This window comes from Rhodanobacter sp. OK091 (genome assembly GCF_900142825.1).
Taxonomy (GTDB): Bacteria; Pseudomonadota; Gammaproteobacteria; order Xanthomonadales; family Rhodanobacteraceae; genus Rhodanobacter.
Genome location: NZ_FRCH01000002.1, coordinates 702,710 through 725,736, shown reverse-complemented (window position 1 = coordinate 725,736; position 23,027 = coordinate 702,710). Strand labels below are relative to the sequence as shown.

At 62.5% G+C, this 23,027-nt stretch carries 12 protein-coding genes; 6 read left to right on the top strand and 6 right to left on the bottom strand.

From position 1 onward, the window contains the following. Positions 1–29 precede the first annotated feature (29 nt). The gene (locus BUA26_RS12705) at positions 30–941 is read right to left on the bottom strand and encodes a ribose-phosphate diphosphokinase (RefSeq protein ID WP_072761197.1); all 912 of its coding nucleotides are present in this window, start codon (positions 939–941) and stop codon (positions 30–32) included. Continuing rightward, complete coding sequence (locus BUA26_RS12700; protein WP_143154295.1) at positions 938–2,446, bottom strand: thymidine phosphorylase family protein; 1,509 nt, start codon at positions 2,444–2,446, stop codon at positions 938–940. The genes BUA26_RS12705 and BUA26_RS12700 overlap by 4 nt, the downstream gene beginning before the upstream one ends. A 396-nt stretch (positions 2,447–2,842) precedes the next feature. Between BUA26_RS12700 and BUA26_RS12695 the strand changes: the two genes are divergently transcribed. The 3 genes from BUA26_RS12695 to BUA26_RS12685 all read left to right on the top strand — a co-directional run bounded on the left by BUA26_RS12695 (position 2,843) and on the right by BUA26_RS12685 (position 4,623). Then, positions 2,843–3,523, top strand: a complete 681-nt coding sequence (locus BUA26_RS12695) for a SagB/ThcOx family dehydrogenase (RefSeq protein WP_218587815.1) — start codon at positions 2,843–2,845, stop codon at positions 3,521–3,523. Between the two features lie 7 nt (positions 3,524–3,530). Next, on the top strand, positions 3,531–3,998 hold the full coding sequence (locus BUA26_RS12690) for a DUF3775 domain-containing protein (RefSeq protein ID WP_178368583.1): 468 nt from the start codon (positions 3,531–3,533) through the stop codon (positions 3,996–3,998). A 178-nt stretch (positions 3,999–4,176) separates the two neighbouring features. Further along, positions 4,177–4,623, top strand: coding sequence for a host attachment protein (locus tag BUA26_RS12685; RefSeq protein ID WP_083572990.1), 447 nt, complete (start codon positions 4,177–4,179; stop codon positions 4,621–4,623). Between the two features lie 32 nt (positions 4,624–4,655). On the opposite strand, the gene BUA26_RS12680 is transcribed toward BUA26_RS12685, so the two are convergent. Next, positions 4,656–5,678, bottom strand: a complete 1,023-nt coding sequence (locus tag BUA26_RS12680) for a zinc-dependent alcohol dehydrogenase family protein (protein ID WP_255368314.1) — start codon at positions 5,676–5,678, stop codon at positions 4,656–4,658. A gap of 211 nt (positions 5,679–5,889) precedes the next feature. Between BUA26_RS12680 and BUA26_RS12675 the strand changes: the two genes are divergently transcribed. Beyond that, positions 5,890–6,591 carry a response regulator gene (locus tag BUA26_RS12675; protein WP_255368313.1) on the top strand — a complete coding sequence of 234 codons (702 nt, stop codon included), beginning with the start codon at positions 5,890–5,892 and terminating at the stop codon, positions 6,589–6,591. 8 nt (positions 6,592–6,599) lie between these two features. Further along, on the top strand, positions 6,600–8,633 hold the full coding sequence (locus BUA26_RS12670) for a PAS domain S-box protein (RefSeq protein WP_072761194.1): 2,034 nt from the start codon (positions 6,600–6,602) through the stop codon (positions 8,631–8,633). A gap of 6 nt (positions 8,634–8,639) precedes the next feature. Here the strand turns inward: BUA26_RS12670 and BUA26_RS12665 are convergent, their stop codons facing one another. After that, the gene (locus BUA26_RS12665) at positions 8,640–9,377 is read right to left on the bottom strand and encodes a Crp/Fnr family transcriptional regulator (RefSeq protein ID WP_083572989.1); all 738 of its coding nucleotides are present in this window, start codon (positions 9,375–9,377) and stop codon (positions 8,640–8,642) included. A 128-nt stretch (positions 9,378–9,505) separates the two neighbouring features. After that, positions 9,506–10,309 carry a universal stress protein gene (locus BUA26_RS12660; RefSeq protein WP_072761193.1) on the bottom strand — a complete coding sequence of 268 codons (804 nt, stop codon included), beginning with the start codon at positions 10,307–10,309 and terminating at the stop codon, positions 9,506–9,508. 286 nt (positions 10,310–10,595) lie between these two features. Between BUA26_RS12660 and BUA26_RS12655 the strand changes: the two genes are divergently transcribed. Beyond that, positions 10,596–11,087 carry a universal stress protein gene (locus tag BUA26_RS12655; protein ID WP_343124223.1) on the top strand — a complete coding sequence of 164 codons (492 nt, stop codon included), beginning with the start codon at positions 10,596–10,598 and terminating at the stop codon, positions 11,085–11,087. Between the two features lie 21 nt (positions 11,088–11,108). Here BUA26_RS12655 and BUA26_RS12650 read toward each other — a convergent pair whose 3' ends face one another. Beyond that, positions 11,109–23,012, bottom strand: a complete 11,904-nt coding sequence (locus BUA26_RS12650) for a hypothetical protein (RefSeq protein ID WP_072761192.1) — start codon at positions 23,010–23,012, stop codon at positions 11,109–11,111. Between the last annotated feature and the right edge of the window lie 15 nt (positions 23,013–23,027).

Below are 23,027 nucleotides of genomic sequence, written 5' to 3'. Positions count from 1 at the left end.
TCCATGGCAGTGGCGGACAAACTTCTTATTTATGCCGGCGCCACTGCTTCCGCCGGGTGAGCCGCGCACAGGCTGACCATCGCTTCGGCGACCGGTTTGCTGATATCGATCTGCGATGCCGCGGTGACGACGGTGTTGCTGGTGACAATCAGCCCCGCTCCTTCGGCTCGCATATTGTCGAGCACTCCCTCGGTGAATACCCCATGCAGTGCCACGCAGACGGGTGGCAGGGATGCTCGCCCATGCAGACAGCGTAGCGTCTGAATCATGGTCCCGCCGCTGGCGATGATGTCATCGACCAAGACGGGCGTGTGGTCCCGCCATTTGTCTATCTCAGGCAGGAAGACTTCCACGTCGCGATCACCATGTCGCTCCTTGCGCGCAACCACGCTCGGCGCGCACAGCAGGTTTGACACGGCGGTGACCCATTGCGCACTTTCGCTGTCGGGTCCGATGATCAGCGGCATAGTCACATGGGCGTCGATCCAGACGGCCAGCTGCGATGCCGCATGCACGACATGCGCAGCATGCGGATACACCTCGGCAAGCGTCGCGTGGCGATGCAGATGCGGGTCCACTGTAACCAGCCAATCGAAGGTGTGCCCCAGCCATTCGCCGAAGATCTTGGCGGACAGGGCTTCGCCCGGATTGAATCGCATGTCCTGGCGCATATAGGCCAGATAAGGTGCGACCAGACCGACGCGCGCGGCACCCAGTTCGCGTGCTGTCGCCGCAGCCATCATCAGCGGTAGCACCTTCGCATCGGGATGATCCAGCGTGCATACGATCACGGCGTCACCACCCTGCGGCGGGGCCATTTGAATCAACGTTTCACCATCAGGGAAGTGGTGAAGCAACAGCTTCTGGCGTTGATAGCCTGTATGAAGCGACAGCAATTCGGCAAAAGCCTCGTTGCCTGGCATGGCATAGAGCGTGTTCATGCGGATACCTCGACAGAAACGATGCCGGAATGGCGGGATACGTATTCCATGGCGTAAGCCAGCTCCCCGGGACTTTGCGCATGGAGCGTAAAAAGAGGTTGCCCGGCCGCCACCGTCTCGCCGAGATGGGCGTCGAGCGTGAGCCCGGCCAGCGGCGCGGCAGGCGCGCCGGCCAACTTGGCGACGCGGGACAGGCTGCGGTTGTCGATCGCGATCACGCGCCCTGGCTGCGAAGCCAGAACAGCTTGCTGATAAGCGGCTTTTCCCGGCGTGCGCATTCCTCCCTGTGCGATGCAAATGGATTGGAAGCGCTGCCATGCCTTGCCCGTCTCCAGACAAGTTGTCGCCATCGCAAGCGATGAATCGGCGCTAGCAACGCCGCCCAGCTCCAACACTGCGGCGGCGACAGTCAAGGCATGTGCACGCAGGTCGGCTGGAGCGTGCGGGTCGTTGCGCAGTACGGCCAATACGTCGTGCGCTTCCAGAGCAGGTCCGATGCCTCGCCCCACCGGTTGGGTACCGTCGCTGATCAGCACGCGCAGTTGCAAGCCGAAAGCACCCGCAACCTGTTGCATCAACCTGGCCAGCGATTCGGCTTCCGCTTGATCGCGCACTTTGGCGGTTGGTCCGACCGGCACGTCAATCACCACGTGAGTGGAGCCCGCAGCTATTTTCTTCGACAGCACGGACGCCACCATCTGCCCGGCACTGTCGATATCCAGTGCACGCTCGACCCGAATCAGCTTGTCGTCTGCAGGAGCCAGGTTCATCGCGCCACCCCACGCAATACAGCCTCCGCACGCTTCCACGACGCGGCGTATCTGCGTTTCGTTCAGATCGACAGGTGCAAGCATCGCCATGGCGTCGGCGGTACCTGCCGCTGAAGTAATCGCCCGTGAAGACGTCTTGGGCATCGTCAGCCCCAGTTCCGCAGCGATCGCCACGACGATAGGCGTCGTGCGGTTGCCGGCGAGTCCACCAATACAGTGCTTATCGACAACCAGCGGTTGCGCCCAATGCAGTTGCGTGCCGGTCTGCACCATGGCCTTCGTCAGCGCGATGACTTCTTCGATACTCAGACGGTCGCCACCGGCGGCGGTGATGAACGCTGCCAATTCAATGCTGGAGTAACGATTTCCAACGATATCCCGGACAATGCCGTGCAGTGCGGACTCGTCCAGCGCGTTGCCATAAATCTTCGCCCGCACCGAAGCCAACGAGTCCAGGCTGGGTGGATGCGCGATGATCACGCGCTCGTCGGCGCGGGGCAGCAAGGAGAACCAGGCCGACTCGGACAGCCCGGCCTCATCCACGCCCAGCAACCCATCCTCAACGATGTTCAGTGTCGCCAGTACCCGCTGCGCCCCCACGCGCAACTCAAGGCGTGAATGCGCGCCGAATCCCTCGCTGCGGCAAATCGGCGAATCCCTGTTGAGATACACGACATACTCATGCCCGGTGTCGATGCCAAGCCGGCGCAAGTGGCCGGCTTCAAGGCGCGGCATGGAAAACGTCTCGATCTCTGGTGCATGAGCGGACATGGTTGGTCAGGCCGGCATGGGTGGCATTCACCAGGATGTTTACGCCCCCTCCCGACCGGTCAATTTGACCTCCATCAATTCAGTGTGAAAACGACCCGACCAAGGCTCACGCTTCGCCGAGGGTGGCACCCTGTCATTTGCGCATGCATGGCATTCCGACGCGCCTCGTTTCGGCAAGGAAATACCAGAAACTGCCTATGGGATGCGGCCGCAAAAGCGCTTGGAGCCGACAGTGGCGCTACCTCCGGGTTATTGACCCAGGTCAACGAGCGCAGCCGCGCAGCATAGTAAACATCTTTCCACGGTTGTCGCATGGGAGCCGTCGGATACGCGGCACGGTAAAGAACCGGGGGAGCGTTTATGGCACTCAAGCAAGACATGGATAAAAGCGCAGCAATCATCTGCGCAGAAGCTGCCGTCCCGGATCCGAGAACGCCAGCAGCCCAGGCCTATGTATTGCCCCCGGTCCGCACGCACGGCGGGCTGCTATTGATCGATGCCCTGCGGCTGCGGCATTCCACACGTGAATACGATAGCCGTTCGCTACCCGTCAGATTACTGTCGGAACTGCTTTGGGCTGCGTTCGGAATCAATCGGCCGGCGACAGGCGAGCGCACAGCGCCTTTCTGGCGGCATGTCATGGTCATCGATATCTATGTGGCAATGGCCGATGGCGTATGGATATATGCACCTGAGCGGCACGAGTTGCTGTCTTACCTGGATACGGATATCCGGGCCACAACCGGACTGCAGGAATTTGTCGGCGAAGCTCCCGTGGAGCTCATCTACGTTGCGCATGGCGACCGCATGCCCGATGTTCTCGCCGAAGACCGGCGATTGTTCGCCTCGGTTGATAGCGCGTTTATCGGACAGAATGTCTATCTGTTCTGCGCATCCGAAGGTCTTGGCACGGTGTTTCGTGGCGCGTTCGACCAGAAGAAGCTGGCGGAAGCCCTGAAACTGGATGACAAGCAGTTTGTCACCTTCGTCCAAACGGTCGGTCGCCCGAAAGCCTGGATAAATCCAGAGCTGTATCGGTAGAGCCACCTTGACCGGAGCCGCTGCCGAGCCAACCACGAACAAGCCCGAACAGGTATTGTCGATACCCGTCGATACCGTCTATTTCATCATCGGCAAACTTCGCGATTGCGACAGCAAGGACGTGCTCGCCGAACCGGCGGAAAATCATTGTCCATCGGATTCCGAAAGCGTCGAAGCGCCCCGTGCGCAAGGAAATGGATGTCAACATGCGACCGTGTTGCAGGAGCTGCATTCGCTAATCGACGATTTGCGGGAGGACCAACAAGTCGATCTCGTGGCGTTGACATGGCTTGGCCGTGACCATTGCTCGGCGACGGACTGGTCAGCGATCCGCGGGGACACTGCCGAGGTGCATTACGCGCAGACGGCTCGCTACCTGCTTGGCATGTCGATGGTGGGAAATTTCCTTCAGGAAGGTTTGTCCACACTCGGCTTCTCTGGCGAGCCGGTGCGCGAACCGACCTTTCGCACATAGGCAACTCATGGGCTGGAGAAGGTGATTTCTGCAGTTGTTGACCAGCGTCAAGACGCGCGTCCATCAGGGTCATAGGCTTCGATTGCGTCGTCGCCCCGGAAAATGGGCCGGACGAAGGGCAAAGCTTTCGAGCACCGATGCCGCCAGCGCTTAAAGCACCCGCGGTTGTTATGGTCACGTGGAGAACGCCAACATGTCGAAGACCTGGTTACTGGTCGCCGATGCCGCCAAGGCACGCTTGTTCGAAATATCCAAGAAAGGCGCGGACCTGATCGAGATCGCATGCTTCACCGATCCCGACAGTCGTTCGCCAGGGCAGCACCCCGAGCATGGGCGATTGGGGCGTACCAACGAAAGCGCGAACTCGGCGCACCATGCCATCGAACCGCGTACTTCGCTGCGGAAAAAGCATGCGATGCAATTTGCCGACCTGCTGTGCGACGCCATTCGGCAAGGACGTCTGGGGAACCAATACGACCATCTCGTGTTGATGGCGCCGCCGCGATTTCTCAGCGTGCTACGCGATCGTCTCGACGAGCAAGCGTTGAAGTGCGTCGTGGGCGAGGTCCCCAGCGATCTGCTTGCTCTCTCTCCCACCGAGCTTCGCGCGTACCTGCCGGCCTGAGCCGGCGGACGCCACCGCGCCCATACATCGCCTTATGGTTTTAGCACCGCAGCGCCGCTCAGTCGTCCCGCGCGCAGATCGCCCAGAGCCTGATTGGCTTGTTCGAGCGGGTAGATGCGTGTGGCGGTCCTTATGTCTTTGCATTCCTTTGCCGCGAAGAAATCATGCGCATCGGCGCGCGTCAGATTGGCAACAGAAACCACCTCTCGCTCCTCCCATAGCCAGCGATAAGGGAATGAGGGGATATCGGACATATGGATGCCGCCGCACACGACCCTGCCGCCCTTCTTCACGGCGCGCAGTGCCAGCGGAACCAGATCGCCTATGGGTGCGAACAGGATCGCTGCATCCAGTGGCACAGGCGGCATTTCATCGGATGACCCAGCCCATACGGCGCCGAGCGAGCGCGCAAAAGTCTGCGCAGTGATATCTCCGGCTCGCGTGAAGGCGTAGACATCGCGCTGCTGCCGACAGGCGATCTGGGTGACGATGTGCGCTGCCGCCCCAAAACCGTAGAGACCGATACGCTTCGCCTGCCCTGTCTTCGCCAGACAACGCCAGCCGATCAGACCTGCGCACAGCAGCGGCGCGATGGCGACGGGGTCGGCATCATGGTGCAACGGCACGCAGTAATCCGCGCGTGCGACGATGTGGCTCGCATAACCGCCAGGCCGTGTATAGCCGGTAAATTCCGGCGTATCGCACAGGTTTTCACGGCCCCCGCGGCAGTACTCGCAATGATGGCAAGTGCCACCCAGCCAAGGCACACCTACCCGCTGCCCCGGCTTCAGCCCAGAAACACCAGGGCCAAGCACCTCGACTATGCCGACGCACTCGTGCCCTGGAATCAGCGGCGTCACGATATTCGGCAGTTCGCCATCGACGACGTGCAGATCTGTGCGGCATACGCCACAAGCTTCCACCCGCAGCAGCACCTCATCGTTACCTGGTAGTGGATCGGGCAACGACTGGAGCGTCAGCGGCTCGCCGACCTTGCTCAGCACCATGGCGCGCATGATCTTGTCCTCGTTCGGGAGGAACGCATCATCGCGCATACCAGCACTTGGGCAGGTTGATATGGCTCAACACGCCAACTCGATGGACGTCACCGCCCGCCGGGCATATTTAAGCGAAATCCTTGGATCAGCTCAGCTGCTGCAAGGCGGCCGGCGTCGGGGTATGCTCCAGCTTGTGTGCTTGACCGGGCACTCCCGCGTATCAAGGGTTTAGATGGCCGTCTCGTCCAGTCCTGCATCATCTACGATTGTGCCGGCACATCTGCTGGTGGTCGATGACGACGCCGAGATTGCCCTTATCCTCAGCCGCTACTTCGGCAGCCACGGCTTTCGTGTCAGCACTGCCGGCGACGGCATCCAGATGCGCCACGTTCTCGACAGCGAGCCGGTCGATATCGTGATGCTCGATATCGGCCTGCCCGGCGAAGACGGCTTCAGCCTGACCCGAAATCTGCGTGGGTACTGGCATGGTCCGGTGATCATCGTGACCGGGCGTGGCGACTCGGTGGACCGCATCGTGGGCCTGGAGCTCGGTGCGGACGACTACGTCACCAAGCCGTTCGACCTGCGCGAGTTGCTGGCTCGCGTGCGCAGCGTCTTGCGCCGCGCGTCCTCGCCGGCGAAGACAGATACCGGGCGTTTGTCGTTTGATGGCTACGTGCTCGATCCGCAATCGCATAGTCTGTCCGGCCCCCAGGGCGACCCCATACCGCTGACCAGCGGCGAGTTCGCTTTGCTGCGGGTTTTCGTCGAGCACTTCAATCAAGTGCTTACCCGTGACCAGCTGATGACGCACATCCATGGTCGCGATGCGGGGCCATTCGATCGCTCGATCGACGTGCAAATCGGACGCCTGCGCCGCAAGATCGAGCCCGATCCAGCTCATCCGCAGCGGATCAGATCGATTCGTGGCTCGGGTTATCTGTTTTCACCGACGGTCAGGCGGATATAGACACCGACATGTACAGCAAGCAAGCCCCCGATACCGATCTATTCCGCGCGTTATTCGAGGCGGCACCGGATGCGATGATCGTGGTCGACCGGCGGGGTGTCATCGTGCTGAACAATGCGCATGCAGAGCGTCTGTTCGGCTACGAAGCCGGCGCGCTTGCCGGCGCGCAGGTAGAAACGCTGCTGCCAGCGGCTTTGCGGCAGGCCCATATCGCCCATCGTGCCCATTACGCCTCCCACCCACGCGAGCGCTCGATGGGTGCCGGCTACGAATTGACCGGCGTACGCGCCGACGGTCAATCGTTTCCGGTCGAGATCGGGCTGAGTCCGGTCGTCGCTTCGGAAGGAACGCTATATGCGGCATCGATCCGCGATATCTCCGAAACACAGCGTGCGCGCCAGGCCCAGGAACGCGCCCGCTTCGACGCCGTCATGGCCCAGATGAGCCGGCGCCTGCTCGAGGCCACACATCACGAACAAGCCATCGACGAGATTCCCGGGTTGGTAGCAACTACCCTCGCTATTCCCGCGACGGCGATCCTCCTGAGCGACCCACACCATGTCCGCTTGCAAGTCTCCGCACCGATGGGTTTGCCTCCAGCGGTGCTGGAGAGCTTGTCGGGCGACCCTACGCTGCAGGCCATGGCGCGCAGCGCGACGGCGGATGTCGATAAGCTGCCACCCGTGCAAGGGGCCATCATCGAGAGCCTTCGCCGCATATGCCCGTCGTTGAGCGCCGATTTCCAGGACGCCGCCCTCGTGTCATTACCCGACCGGTATGGACCGATGGGGCTGTTGCTGGCATTGGCGCATCAGAAGGGTTATTTCGACCGGGACCGGTTGAACTTTCTGCAATCGGTCGCCAACGTTCTGGCTGCCTCCATTCAACGAGGACGCAGCGAAGAGCAATTGGCTCATTCGCGCCGCTTGGACGCACTCGGTCAACTCACCGGTGGCATTGCGCACGACTTCAACAACCTGCTGACGGTCATTTCCGGCAACCTGCAGTTGCTGGAATCCGATATACCCGATGATCCGGCGACACGGAATACCTTGGCAAGCGCATCGCGTGCGGTCGAGCGCGGCGCGGCACTTACCCGCAAGCTGCTTACCTTCTCGCGTCGCCAGCATCTGTTGCCGCGCGCCGTGCGCACAGTGCAACTGCTGGCCGATTTGAGCGAAATGTTGGGACGCACACTGGGCGAACGTATCGCCGTGATTGCCGAGTGCTCCAATGAAGTGCCTGCGGTGTACGCCGACGAGGGGGAACTGGAAGCGGCCCTGATCAATCTGGCGCTCAATGCACGCGATGCGATGCCGCGCGGCGGCCGCCTTGCGATCACGGCACGATCCTACAACGTCGCCCATATCGACGAGGATGCCAGGATCGCACCTGGCCCGTATGTGGTCTTTACGATCTCGGATAACGGTGAAGGTATTCCGCCGGAGATACTGGAGCACGTGCTGGAGCCTTTTTTCACTACCAAGGAAGCCGGCAAAGGTAGCGGGCTCGGTCTGAGCATGGTCTATGGCTTCGTGAAACAGTCCGGCGGCCATTTCAATATCGAGAGCCAGGTAGGCTACGGCACGCGCGTCGAGCTTTTTTTGCCGGCTGCGGCGTCTACGGCTACGGAAGAAACGGCACCCTCCCCTTCGCGCCGCGATCGCGGGACCGTTCTGGTCGTGGAAGACGAACCGGAGGTAAGGCGCGTCGCCGTCGCCTTCCTGCGCACGCTGGGCTATATCCCCAGTGAAGCCGCCGATGCCGTTACAGCACTGGAGCACCTGGCCGAACACCCGGATATCGATCTGCTCTTTACGGACATCGTGCTGGGCGGCGATATGACGGGTTTCGAACTGGCAGCGAAAGCACACGAGCGACGTCCACATCTCCCCGTGCTTTTTACTTCCGGTTACGAATACGCATCGATGGATATCGACACCCGTGCTTTCGGTGCCTTCGAATTGCTGCGCAAACCTTATCGCCGGGAACAACTCGGCGCAGCCATGCGCCGCGTGCTCGACGGCGACAGCGGCGCGTGACGCCGCTCAATTCAACGCCGTGCTCATCCCTGCCATCGAGCGCAGTCCATCGACATCCAGTACGCGCACTTCGCGACGCTGCACGTCGATGTAGCTCAAGTCATGAAGGTGCGACAGCGCGCGGCTGACGGTTTCATGTTTGAGCGCCAGGAAGCTGGCCATATCGATGCGGCTCATGCGCAAGATGAAGTGTTTCGCGCTGTAGCCCAGGCGCGCGTAGCGCGCGGCGACGTCGAGCAGGAAAGCGGCCACGCGACGTTCCGCGGCCAGGGTGCCCAACATCAGCATCCATGAACGGTCGCAACGGATTTCCGCGGCCAACGCCGAGGTCAGGTGCGATTGCAGTTCCGGAACATGCAGGCAGGCGCGCAATACAGCCGGGTATGGCAGTTCCCATGCCTCGCTGCTTTCCAGGGCGACCACATCGCTCGCATAGGCTTTCAGGCCGATGGATTCCACACCGACAAGCTCGCCGCGCATGCGGAAACCGGAGATCCGCTCACGGCCATCGTCGGCCAGTTCGCAGATCTTGTACGAGCCTGCATGCACCAGATAGACCGCATGGAACGGCTGGCCGGCGTGATAGATGCTCTGTCCGGCAACATGTTTGCAGCGCTGCACCTGAACGTGTTTGCGAATGGCTTCGATGTCGATGCCCAGGTCGTTGCCCGAGGCTGCCTGGGCCATGGAAGCGTAGGGGTTACCTACCCGTGTAGTGCGAATGTCTGTTGCCAGCACTGTCATGACACATGCCCTCCATATGCAGTCCCCGTTGACTACGGAGGCAACTCTAGGTCCGGCACGTAACAGCCATAGTTCGGCTCGGCAACGGTTTGTAACAGTTTGTAACGGCGTTCTATCCCGCCGCTCACTCAATGCGCCATCAGCACCGGCAGTTGGGCATGCTGGAGCACATGGCGTGTCGTTCCGCCCAGCATCAGTTCGCTCATCCGCGAATGCCCCCAGGCACCCATCACTAGCAGATCCGCACGCATGGCGTGCGCTTGATTGAGCAACGCTTCACCGGCGCTGGTTGTGGCCGGAAACTGCTGCACCGAATGCAGGATGATGCCTTGCCGCGCGAGCCAGTCACGCACCGGCAGCGGCGGCGGCGTGATGCCGGGCAATACGTCGCTGGCGCCATCGATGAGGCACACCATGTCGGCCTCGCGCAGAAACGGGAGGGCGGCACGTAACGCGCGCATGGATTCTTGGCTGCTGTTCCACGCCACCAGAACTCTCTCCTGGCGGAAGGCCCCATCCCACTTCGGCGGAACCAGCAACATCGGAGAAGCTGCCGTGAGCAAGACCCGCGTCACATAGTCCATGCCAGTGGGATAGCCGGTGTCCCGACTCGGCAGGCGGCTAACCGTGATATCCGCCATGCAGGAACGCCGCGCCAGTACGGGCACGTATACACCGCGTATCACCTCCCAGCTGCCGTCGACGCCATGCTTGCGGCATTGGTTCATCCACCAGGTATCGCATTGCCTGGCTTCCTTTTCCTCCGCATCCAGCACGACCATGATCTCGGACATGGCCAAGGTCGAGGGAAATACCTCGACGATATTCAGCCCCGTCGCATAGGCATCCAGGCGGCTCGCCAGCGCCAGGCCAGCTTGCACCACGGGATTGTCGTCGCGCATTTCTTCCGTGTTGACGAGGACCTCGAACATGACAGCACACCTTGGCTGGATTCCATGTGCCAACACTCATCCAGGCGCTGATCGTTCGTCTTGATCTGGGTCAACCGCTATCGACACGGTCCGGGCGCGCCATCTCGGTTTCGTCAGATCGTCGTCGAGCGTTCGCGGAAACCGGCCAGCTGAAAAGCATGGCCGGTCCAATGGGCTATCACTCGACAAGTTGACCGCGATCAATATCCCGGCAATCGCTCAAGCCACCATGACGCTGACGCTGCTGAGTGCAGGCGCGACACCTCATTACGCTGGAGCTTTGTCCATGCCCACCGAAACCGCCATGAGTCCAGAACCTACCCTTCTGCAACGAAAGGCGCTGTTCCAACACCTGCTCCTCCCGATCGACGGATCGGATCTGTCGTTGCGCGCTTTCAGCACGGGCTTGGAGCTGGCCAGAGCATTCGGCGCCAAGGTGCTGGCGTTGCATGTGGTGCCACCATTCAACTCCATTGCCTACATGGCTGAACTTCTTGCTGCCGCGGAGCTGAAGTACAGCCAGCAGGCGGTGCAAAGTGCCACGCGCTACCTGGACGAGGCCAAAAAGCTGGCCAAGGCCGCACAGGTACCTTGCGAATGCCATTACGCCTTCGGTGAACGCCCCTATCAGGCCATTCTGGAAGCCGTCAACGAACATCGTTGCGACCTCATCGTGATGGCCACCCATGGCTGGCATGGATTGAACCGGGTGATGCTGGGCAGCGAAACACAGAAGGTCTTGCTGCAAAGCAAGGTTCCGGTGCTGGTCTGCCGATAAGCCCGTGAACCGCACCGACGGCTAGCTGCTCTTTCCAATCCGGTAGAACAACTCTGCGCTGAACAGCGGTCTCGCGCTGCTCTCCAGCCCCGAATAAAGAATCACACTGAACAGCCAGCCTCCACCCGCTGATGCGGGATGGTTGTTGTCCGTCCACGTTTGTACGGCACCCGCCAGCGCCTGGGCAGCGCCGGCCAATGGCTGGTTTGGATAGAGCGCGACGGGCAGCTTGCTCAGCAAGCTGTTGTTCTGCGAGTCGAGGTCCCGCACGAGTTCGTATGCATAGAACACCCCCCACGACGCCGTGGTGTCCGCCAATACGCCGGCGGCAGGAAATAGCGTTTGCACGGCATCGGCAAGCGCCGTGTTGAGGTCGACGCCGGTGATTTCCTGCGGAAGGCTTCGTTCGATCAACGGAGTCACGATGCTGGTGGCGCTGACTTCAGCGGTCTTGAGCAGGAAACCGGGACTGGTCTGCAGCACCGGGTTGTCCGGGTGCGCGGGGTCGTACAGCAGATCTTCGTTACGCACTGCCAGCATGCGGGCACGCGCGTTCTGATAGGCGGACACGCTGATGTCGTTCCAGGCAATGCGGAAGGTTTGCTGGTTTTGCGCAGGAATCTCGGTGCCCGGCATCGGCTGGTACACCATCGTGGCGCTTGGCGTGAGCGGAACCTGCGCCTGCAGCGGCACCCCAACCCCTTCGGGCAAGATCACCTCCACCTGCGGCCACGAGCTGGCCGGGCCCGGTTGGTCTTGCTGGCGGGTCAGGGAGAAGCTCTTGATGAGAAGGCCGTTCTCCGAATAGGTGACGCGTGCGTCGAACGCAAAGCTCGCCCCGACGATGTAGCTGTCCTCCGGCGCGGTGCTGTTCGCCTGCTGTGGAAGGCGGATATGCCACAAGCTGGCGATGGTCGCGACCAGATCGCCGAAAGTCTTGGCGGCATTCACGCTTGGGGACGTGGCGCCGATGTCGCTACCGGGGACGGCGAGCGGGCTCATCAAGGTCCACAGCTTGTCGGCCACGGCCATGTATTGCGCCAATGCGCTGAACAGGTCGGCGGTCTGCTGTACTGCCCGCGTCTGCAATGGCATGGCGAGGTTGAAGTCCGCCGTGATGTTGACGCTGTCTTGTGCGGCGAACTCGTGGGTGCAAGTGAGTTTGTAGGTCCACAGCGGCAGTTTGGCCAAGCTGTCCGGTAGCTCATAGGTCGGCGAAGCAAGCTGTTCGTGGATTGCGGGCAGCGACGGATAAGTGCGCAGCGGTACCGGCGCCAATAGTGAGCCGGGGTTGGTGTTCTGCAAGGCCGCGGGTTTGGCGACCTTGTCCTGCAGTGGAATGAAGGACAGCCAATTGGACGCCTCGTAGCCCGTCGGCACACCCGCCTGCGAGATATCGAATTCGGTATGTGAATAAGCGTATTCCAGACTGCCTCGCACCGAGCTGTGCCGTTCGGGATCCGCCACGGTGGCGAAGAAGCTGACGAAGGCGCGCGTCGGATCGAAACCCGTCTTGGCTGCAGCGAAAGTCACCGCCGTGCCGGTGTCGGCCAGGCGGGCCTGGCCATACAGGGACACCGTCGGCACCCCTACCCCGCCCGTCCACGGCGTGGTGGATTCCGTGTCGTACTGTGCGATCACCGACGTGTCGTACGCCTTGAGCAAGTTGACGTAGAGCTGTTGGCGCAATGCGTCGCGCGCGACTGCCAAGCCTTTCTGATAGTTCGGGTCGGGAGCCGGCGTGTAGACCGAATAATCGAACACGCCCTGCAGTTGATCCGCGATGGCGCCCGCAATGGTGTATTTGTCGCCGATAGCGCCGGTCAAGGTGTCGCGAAGCCCTGTCTGTAGATACAAGGTCGTCGCCATGGCGCCGCCAAGGAATCGGTCGAGATCACCCAGAAAACGCTGCGCCCAGGGCTCGGCGTCGATGGCCATGAAATGGGTAGGCACGGCGACGTCATCGAGCGTGCCGTCATCGTTCAATCCCTGGATGTCGAGTTTGCGGGTAACCAGGTGATCGTAAAGCGGCGGCAAGGCGAGGAAGCGCGGCATCGGCGTTTCGCTGGGGAATTGCACGCCGGGGATCAGGCTTACCGATGCAATGCCGGTGGATGAGAAATCCACGCACCATAGATCGCTGCTCTCTCCGGCCACCTTGGCCGTGCCCACGCGAAGATCGGGTATGGCCTTAGTCAGCGCCACGATGAAGGGGCCGAAATTGAGGCTGCCTGCGCCGACGGCATCGCCTTGTGCATGAGGCGCCAGCGGCGAGCTCACTCGCGCTACCGGTCCGTCGACATCGAAATCCGGATGGACCAGCGCTACGGGACGCGAGAGCGTAAGCGACGCGTTCAATCCAAAGACGGTCTGCGGGTACGGCCCGCCGGACCCGAGTGACACCTGCTCACGCACCGAGGCCGGGGGCAACAAAGCCAGTGCGTGCTCGACGAACAATGCGGCGTCGGGATTGCCTGACGCGATGGCGCCCGCATCGGTGGCCACGCCTTGCACCGAGAAGCGAACGATCACGGTGTTGAACGTATCGTTCGGCTGCGTGGTCACCGAAACAGTGCTCTTGGGGTCGCCGGGATCAGGCAGCTTCAACGTGATGTCGTTTGCCAGGAGGCCGAGCGTGGCGGTGTTGGCCAGGGAGAAGCTCGCGCCATCGACGCCATAGAGTCCGGCGAGATCCTTCGGCGCGCAGGTCGTCGGCAAGCGTACCCGCGGGAACAGCAGCAGCGCACCCACCTGCAAGGCACCGGGCAGGCTGGCGATGGCTGCGGCCAGTTGATTCATCGTCGTCTGCGAGTTGATCACCTGCGCCTGGACCAACGTGGAGGAGAACGAAGCGTTGGCCAGCGTGGTGATGGTCACATCACCGCCGGGCACCTGGATGTGGATGGTGACCCCTTGCGCCAGCGTGCCGGGCATATCTGCGTTGGCGTTGACGCAATCATCCACGCCGGCACTGCCCGTGCCGCCGCCATAAGCCGCGAAGCGGGTGCAAACGGTGGCGAGCAGATCCTGTGCCTGCACCGTGTAAGGCATGCGCAGATCACTCAACGTCTTCGCATCCTGCGGCCAGGCGAAACAGCCGGGCACGGCCAGTTTGCTGCCGCAGTCGAGCACGGCATTGCTGGACAGCAAGCGCTCCGCCGGGCACGCATAACGCTGCGCGACCATGTTCAAGGTGTCGGCCGACAGCGCGAGCTGTTCGCTGCCGAACTGCACCAGCGCGCCGTCATCGAATATGCCGGGCGTGAGCGCGTTGGCATTGCCCAGCGCCTGGGTCGCGACACCACTGCTGTTGTGGCTTGGCGTGTCGTGCGCCTGGGTGACATAGACGTTGTTGCTCAAGGTCTGGTTCGGTTTGAGCAAGCCGGTGATGCCGGCATTCTCGGCAGCAATTTCCGTGATGCTGAGGTTGGCGCCCTGCGCGGCGAATGCGGATCGGGCGCCGTCGAACGAATCGGTCTGGCCGGCGACCACCGGCACCTGCAACCTTACCGTGGTGCCATCGGCCTGCACGAAATCCGCGGTCAGCACATTCGGCAAATCGGGCTGCACGCCGTTGCTCGCCGCCAGGATGGCCGCTTGCGCGTTCTGCTCGCCGAGCAAACCGGCGTCGGTGTAGTGCGCCACGGCGAGTTGCGCCAACGATGGGGTGGCGGCGTCGGTGCCGCTGGAGAACGTCACCGCAACGGGCAGCAGCATCGGCACGCCGATCGCCAAGGGCAGGTCGGCGTTTTCCGCCAGCGAAAATAGCGCGGCGGGTGAACCGGGATCGGGCCAGCCCTGCGGCCTTTGCGCATACAGATCAGTCAACGAGCGCTGGGCGATGTAAGGCAGGAACGCGGGGACGGCGACCTGACTGCCGACAGCAAACAGATCGGTCAGCGGAACGTCCTGGTTGGCCACTGCCATTTCCGCGTAACGCACCGGATAGGTAACCAGCAGGTCGCTCAGCTTCGTGCCCGGCACGGTCACGGCGGCCAGCGTCGCAGCAGCGCTCGCATAGGCATGGGATCCGGCCGCGTAGCGCCACAGCGGGCCGATGTCGATGGCCTGTCCCTGGGGCATATGGCGCAGGCTGGTGGCGAGGCTGGCAGCTACGCCGTTTTGTATCAGCTGGTAGTAAAGCTGTGCGTACTTGTCGCTCTGTTGCTTGGCTGCATCGACCGCTGCATCGCCGCGCTGCGACGAACTGGGCACGGATGCCGCAGCCTTCAGCCCGAGCTGCATGGCCAATGAAGCCTCACCCGGCGTGCCAAGTATCTCGAAGTACGCGGCCAACTCGGGCCATTGCGACAGACCGATCAGTGCGTCGGTGTAACCGACCTTCAAGTCCACCACACCCTGCCCCGCCGTTGCGGGCGGCTGGCTGTGGTTGCCGAGCAGATCGGACATGCAGAAGGTGATCGTGGGAAGTGGGCAGCTCGCGGCGTTGCCGAAACCCCAATAAGGGTCGTTCGCCTGATCGGGCAGGCCTTGCGTGGCTGCCGGCGGCAGGACCGTGGTGAAGCGATAGAACGGGATGACTTGTTCGAAGTGCCAGTACGGCGAGGGCGTATCGTCGAGGGCTTTTGCGCGCCGCCGGCGCGCAATGCGCTGCCGTTCCCAGGCCTGCAGCTGCTGGCCATCGCTGGGCTTGGGCAGCGCGGGCGTCCAGGCCGCCGGGATCGTGTACGGCGAAGCGGTGTCGGCGCACCAGAACACCAGCGTGTTGTAGCGATCCTGCAGCGCACTCTGGCTGTCCTGTCCGATCGGCGTGTCGATGGTGAGCGAAAAGCCTGCGTTGCCGGGTGGCGTCAGGGCGACTTCGCTCAGGTCGGAGTGGTCGGTGCCTTCGGCGTACAAGTTGTGGATGGAGGCATCCAGGCCCGGGGCCACGAGCAGACAGTTGTTGTATACCTCCAGCGTGCGGCCCATCGGCGCCGCCGCCTGCTGTCCGCCGGCGATGGCCAGCAAGGTGAAGCCGGCCACGCCCTGCCCGTCGAACGCACTGCCCGGCAGCTCCTTGCCGAGTCCCAGGTAATAGCCCGTGCCGCCGACCACGCTGCCCTCCCACAGCAGCAGCAGGAAGTCGGCGAGCTGGGTCAGGAAATCCGCATAGTAGACCGGCGTCGGATCCGTCTCGGCCTTGGCGCGCAGTGCGTCGGGTTGCGGCTGCGAGTCAGTGGAGAGATTGGTCTTGATGATGAAGCACGGGATGTTCGGATCGAGCAGCGCGAGGCCTTGTGCATTGGATGCATTAGGCGCCGGAGTCACGGCCAGATAGGCCTTGGTTGCATCACCCTGTGGCGAATGAAGGATTTCGTCACGCAGGGCCAGCAGCAGTTCGCGCTGGTCGGTATCCACGCCAAGTAGCTGGAAGCGGCTGGAGCCGTCGTCCATGCGCCGAATGCGGAAGCTGAGCTGGCTGCCGTAGGTGGTAGACGACAACGCGCGCGCCTGGTCTGCGGTGGCGCCGGGTTGGCTGCCGGCAAAAATATCGTACGGTGTGGCGACGCCTTCCGCGGCGCGCTGCAACAACCCCTGAGGGAAAGGCCACAGGCTGGCATAGCCCGCCATGGACGTCCCGGCCGTCGGGATGGGCAACGCCTGGGTGGTCTGCAAGGTCACCGGGTATTCGAAGCCATAGGTGTTCGGAGCGGTTCCTTTCAGCGGCAAGGGCGATGGGGCCGGCGGCGTGGCTGGCGAGGTGGTCATCTTCAGTCCGGTGGCGGGCGCGTCGTCGAGAATCTGCTGATTGGTGAAACTGAAATCCAGGCCACTCTGATCGATGCTGGAGAACAGCACCATGCCCGGCTGCAAGCCGTCCGCTGCAGTCAGGCGCGAGTTGAGGGCGATCAGGTCGGGATGCCGTGCACCGAGCAGGTTGATATCGTGATCCGATTCAACGGTGAACGAGCTGCCAAATTGTACCCAGTCGACAGTGGACGTCACGGTCATCGCCAACGCGACATCGCCACCATGCACGGGGTCGGTGCTTACCGCGAGACTGAACTGCTGGCCGCTCAAATCGTATAGCGGCAGCGGATTATCCGGGTCGGGCAGCACATGGCCATCGTCGATCTTGAGGCCAGGCAGGCGCAGGCCCGACATCAACATCTGCGAAGCCTGGTTCACCACGCCTGCGAACGAGGCGCTGCCGAGCACGCCTTGTTCGATCTGCGCGACGGTCATCACCGGCACCTGTTTGACGACGAGTGTCGTGGGATCGGGCAGCAGACCCAGGTGATCCTGCAGACACTGGGCCACTTGCGACAGCCCCAGGCCGTAGGTGTCGGCCAGACTCTGGAAGGTGAAGGCCTGTTTGTCCGAAATACTGGCACCCGGCATCATCACCACCGCCAGCGGCGAGAGCACTTTTGCCGGACCCAGCCACACGGAGACAGCGTTCCAGTCATAGCTCCACCCGGCAGCGCTGGCGTAACTCGCATTCACGATCAGTCGGCGCGTGAGCGACTCGGCCGTCTCGCCGGCCAGGATCACGATGCCTCCGGTCTGACTCGGCAAGGGCCACGCTGGAATACTGAAGTTCGTACCGCTTGGGGTTACGGCTTGCTTGAAGGCAACCCATAGCGACGGCAACGCGCTCAGCAAACCCGGGTCTTGGCACAGCACCAGCATGCTGCCGATACGATGCAAGGTATCGCCCGCCACGGTGGTGTAAGCACGCGTCGCGCTGCGATCGCCATAGTGGAGAGGAACAGTCAGCGGCGTGCCGGGATCGATCTCCACCGATTCGCCCGCGTCGCGCATCGCTGCGGACAGGCTGGGGTTGAGGATGGCGATGGCCTGCGCATACCAGCTGGGCATGTCGGGCGAGCCCGGCAAGCTCGACTGCGACAGGTCCGGATCGGCATAGCGCACGAAGAACACCGCCGCGGTCTGATTCAGATCGAAGCCGCCGCTGGCAGGCGGTGCAAAGATCTGTGCCGGCAGCGTGAAGCTGCGCCCTTCCTGCAGCAGATTGGGATTCTGGCCCAGCGTGTAGCCGCCCGATCCGGGCGGCGGCGCGTAAGCGAACAAGCTGGCTACGCCAGCGACGTTGAATAGCTTGGCGAGATCGCTCAAGGCAGTCTCGGGCGAGCCCACGGCGCGGGACACATTACCCAGCGACCACGCAGCCTGCTTCAAAGTAATCCCGGGGTTGTCCTGTACCAGCATTTCGGGACTCACGCCGATAAGCGGCGCCGGATTCAACGGGCTCCCCACCGCCGTGGCGGCAATGTTCTGCTCGATGTGGAGATTGAGGAAAAGCAACTCGGCAGCGGTCGCGCCCACGCGGGCAGCTACGCTCTGCACGGTGTCACCGGCCTCCTTGATGCACGGCACGGCGGCGGTCGTAAAAGTTTTCGCCGCATCCGACAGCGACATACTGCTGGTCAACGTCACGGGTGCGTTGGTGAGTTGCTTCTGCGCTTCGTTGATGGCGGCCTTGACCAGCATCTGGCAGAAGTCGCGGAACAGATAGGTGGCGAAGGATTCGTACTGGGCGGGGTCGTCCGGCGTGGTCGGCGTGACGCCGCCGTTCACCGGAAAGTACGGAGCCAGGATGGCGCTTACCCCAACCTCGTAAGCTGTCCCGATGGCGTTGTAGGTCGAAAAGTCGCGGTTGCCCGCCTGCGGCGAAGTCCATGCGAGACCTGGCGGCATGGGAAACAGCATGGCGCCTTTGTCGGGCGGCCTCGGCCCCGCCGGCACCCCGCCGACCAGGAATTTCAGATTAGTGTGGAAGAACGTATTGAGCTGGCTCATCGCGAAACCGGCCGTCGCCGTCTCGGGCAGGCCGAGCTGTTCGGCAAGCAGCACCAGCTGTGCCGCGTTCACGCTGTCTTGCGGCGAACTGGGGCCATCGGGCAGCGCATAGAGCGCGTAGCGCATCAGCGCGGTGACGAGCAAGTCGGCCGGCAGCGGATCGCTGTTGCTGAGCCGCGCACTGCGCATGACCGTGTCTTGCACGGTCCTGGCGTCCGGTGCCATGCCGGTGTCCGCGTAGAGCAGAAACGCAAGGCGATAATCCGGATTGGCATTGGTGGGCACGCCGCCGGCCCAGTCGACCGGTACCTGCCCTACCGTGATGTAAGGCAGCATGGTCAGCGCGGCACTCTGCTGAGTGTCGAACACCAGTGTCGCCGGCTGCCAGTCGAGCAGGTAGTCGCTTTCGTTCGCGCTGAGGCCGAGGGCGATGCGCTTGCCGCGCAGCCGCGTCATATAGCCCTGACGCATCAAGGCACGGCGTTGCATGTGCTGTGGCACGGACAACCAGACACCTGCACGCGTCGCGCCGTTGTCGCCGCTGCCATTGGCCAGGATCCACGGCGTCTGGCTGGCGGAGCCGATGGTGAAGCTCATTTCCAGCGTGACCGAGAAATGGAAATTGATACGGATAAAGAGAATTTTCACCGATGCTTCGGCGCGCACGCCGACCGAGAAATCCAGCAGGATGGGGCGGTAACTCTCGAACACCACCATCGCCTGCGCGAAAGCCTCCAGCGTCACGCTTGCACTGATGATGACGAAATCCACTCGCCCATAGACCTTGCCGTGGATCGCGACGATGCCTTGTGCGCGATAGTAGGTCGCTGGCGCGCCGCCGCTGCTGGTCGGATTGAACCAGGCCAGCACGCCTTGAAAGATGACTTCGATCTGCACATAGGCACCTCCCGAGAGGATACCCACATTGATCTCGCGTCCTATACCCGCGGCCAGGCCCACGCCAAGCTCGATCACCGGCGAGAAATTGCCATTGGTGATCTTCGGTACGCTGGTCGATGTATCGCCGTTGAGCACGCCGAAATAGAAACCGCCGCGGCCAATGAAAATGCCTGCCTGCAGCGAGAACGAACGGCTGTAATCGCGGTTGTACGGAAAACCAAGGTCGATCTTGAAGTTGCCGTTGGTGTAGATCTCGATCACCGCGATGCCCAGCGTCAGCGACACCGCGCCGAGCTGGATGGTGCGGAAGGCATCCGGTATGCGCAGTTCAATGCGATACATCCCGATGTCGTTGGTGATCTTCTTGTAGAGGATTTCGAAGCGCAGTCCGGCAAGCGAGCCCGCTCGTTCCCCGCCCAGCGCGATGGATAAACCGTAGAGCTTCGGATCATTGAAAATGATGCCCAGATCCAGTGTATTGAGCAGGCCGATATCCAGCCCCATCAGCCACTGGCTGTCGTCGGCATAGACCAGGCCGGTGCCGGCAAGCGGATCTTTTCCCGGCTCCGGCTTTTTCATGGCGGCACGCAGCGCCGCCACGCTCGCGGCGACGGTATCGGGCGTGGGGCCGCCGAAGGTCACCCGCTGACCTATGCCAATGAAACGCAGATCGACCGTCGAAGATCCCTGCCCCGGCACGCTGGGCGGGGTGCCGTTGACCACGTCCCAGTTCAGCGGATCGGCGGCGCTGTATGACTGGCCGAAGAAGTTGCCGGTAAGAATCAGCTCGACCTTGCCCTGCCCCGTGCCGCGGCGATAGCGCGCTCCGATGGTGTCCACGCGCATCACGCCCAGGTCCACCTCGGCGTTGAACACGAACTCGACGACGTTCTCCTGCGGATCCAGCGTCAGCACGAAGCGCGACAGATCCACGCGCTTGAGCAGATCCCACGGCGGATCGAGCGAAAACCCCAGCGTCGGCGCAGCGAGATTGACCAGGTATTCGAGAATGTCGCCGAGCGTAATGCCGCCGAGCTGCACCGATACCACCTGGTGCCGCTGGTTCTCTTCGCCCCGCCACGCGGTGACGGCTTGCGCCCACAGCTCGCCGAACATCACTTTGAACAAGTAGGTGGGCTCCGCCACCCCGATATCCATCGCCACCATGATCGCGATCTTGTTCACCGCGAAGCTGCCTGCCAGCGTGCCGGAGGCCGGCACGGTGCTGCTGAGGCGTGCGACATCGGCGCTGGCCGAAGCGCTGATCGACAGCGTGGTGCCGAACAGCTGCGGATTCCACCGCATCGAAGCGGTGCCTCCGAAGGTATAAGCCCCGGTGCCGGTGGCGAAGGTCGCGTCCATGCGATCGATCAGCAAGTGCGGGACGTAGCCGGGCACCTGGTACGAGGGATCGCCCTTGATGAACCTCGCAACCATCTGGGTCAGATCGATCGATGTGCCGGGATAAAGCTGCGCGGCAAACAGCCAGCCTTTTGGATCATCGCTCCCCTGCAGCGGGTACTCAGCGCTCAGCCGAAGCTGCGGATCGTCATACGCGTCGGCCCCGGCACCTTTGAGGAAGAACACGCCTGCGATACCGCCGCCGACGCGCCCGCCCCGCGCCTCTATCCACATCTCCAGGCGCTCCACCGAGATGCCCACCGTGCCCACCTGCATGATGGTCCAGGCCTGGTCGGGCTGCGGGCTTTCGGGCGTGCCGAACAGGATCTGCGCCTCGCCTCCGTACACCTGCCCGATGGGATCGGCGGTGAACGACAGCGCGGTGACATTCATGTTGGCCGGCACGAGGGGAATGCCGCCATCGAAGTACTCGGCGAATGCCCTTCCGATGGGAATGTAGTCGCCCGGGCGCATGTTGCCCGAGATATAAAAGCTCGGGATCGAAAGGCTGATGTCGATCGTGACGCTGCCATCCTCCGCCCGGATGCGCGGAAGCAGTTCCGCCATGACGGGCGATGGTTGAGGCGGCGGCAACTCAGGCATCGAACCGTCGCCGCCGAATTGGATGGAGCCGAATACCGACCCCGTCAGCAAGTAGGTGTTCTCCAGCACGTTCGTCACCGGGTTGATCGCCTGCGTCGAACCCCACACCCAGCGGACGCCGACGTCCTTGAACGTGACAAACGGCACCGGCGGTATCCACGGACGGTTCGAGGTGATGGTGAGCCCGAACGTCACCAGCGAGAACGAAGGCGTCTGCCCCGGAGCTGCGTTGTTGCGGAATTCCGCGTCGACTTCGGCGAAATGGAATTCGCTCAGCAGCGGGAAATCCATGGGCACGGGAAGGTCCATGCCGAACATGTCGGCGAGCGACTTCAAGCCCTGCGTCAGCGACGATGTTTCTGGGTCGAACTGCGCGTTGAACACCCAGTTCGTCGACGCCGTGAGTATCTGCGTCTGGATCTCGCCGGACAGCCCCACGCCAATGACGAACTGTCCTCCCAGGACCAGCGACGACGTGCCCGTATTCCCGAAGATTGGCCGGATCAGCCGGCTCACGCCAATCTCCAGGAACAGCGCATTCACGCTCAGCGGCTTGGGGCCGCTGACATCGGGCGAGGTGCTCCCGCTGAAGGTGTTCGTGGAGCTGCCTTGCGCGACCAGTTGCAACAGCGGGAAATCGGTCCCGCTGGCGGGCATGACGATGCTTCCCTCCAGGCGCAACGGCCACGGCGAGAGGAGACCAAGCTTGCCGGCGATGTCCGGATCGGAGAATTCGGGGAGGAAGCCTTCCATGCGCAGCTTCCGCCCGATGCCGTTGCGCGCGGAGAACGACACCGAATTGACTATCACAGCGTAGGCCGGGCTGGAGCCGGTGAGGTACGAGGTCGTCCAGCGGATGCCCTTGGTGCCGGCCTCGTCGAGGTTGGAGCGCGTGCTGGCTGGCAGCGTCGGAAAAAACTTGGCGAAGGTCCACAAGCGGCTGTCCACTACGCGCAACGTCAGCGCGAACAGTGCGCTGTCGGTATACGTGAGCGTCGCTGCCACCGCATAGCTGCCGTCAGGCGTCGCGCCGGCGGCGGCGAACTGTCCGGAAGCCGTCAGGGTCACGCTGGTGTTGTCGCCCGCAAGCAACGCACGCGTCAGCACGTACGACTGTGTGATGCCGAATAGCCCGAGCACTTGCTGAAGGTCCGCCAGCGCGGCGGAGTCATGCGCCGCCTGCCAGAGGTCGATGGTCCGATCGGCGCCGGTGATGGCACCGTTGAGGGCGGTATAGACGTCGCTGGCGGCCATGAGGGATTCGCGTTC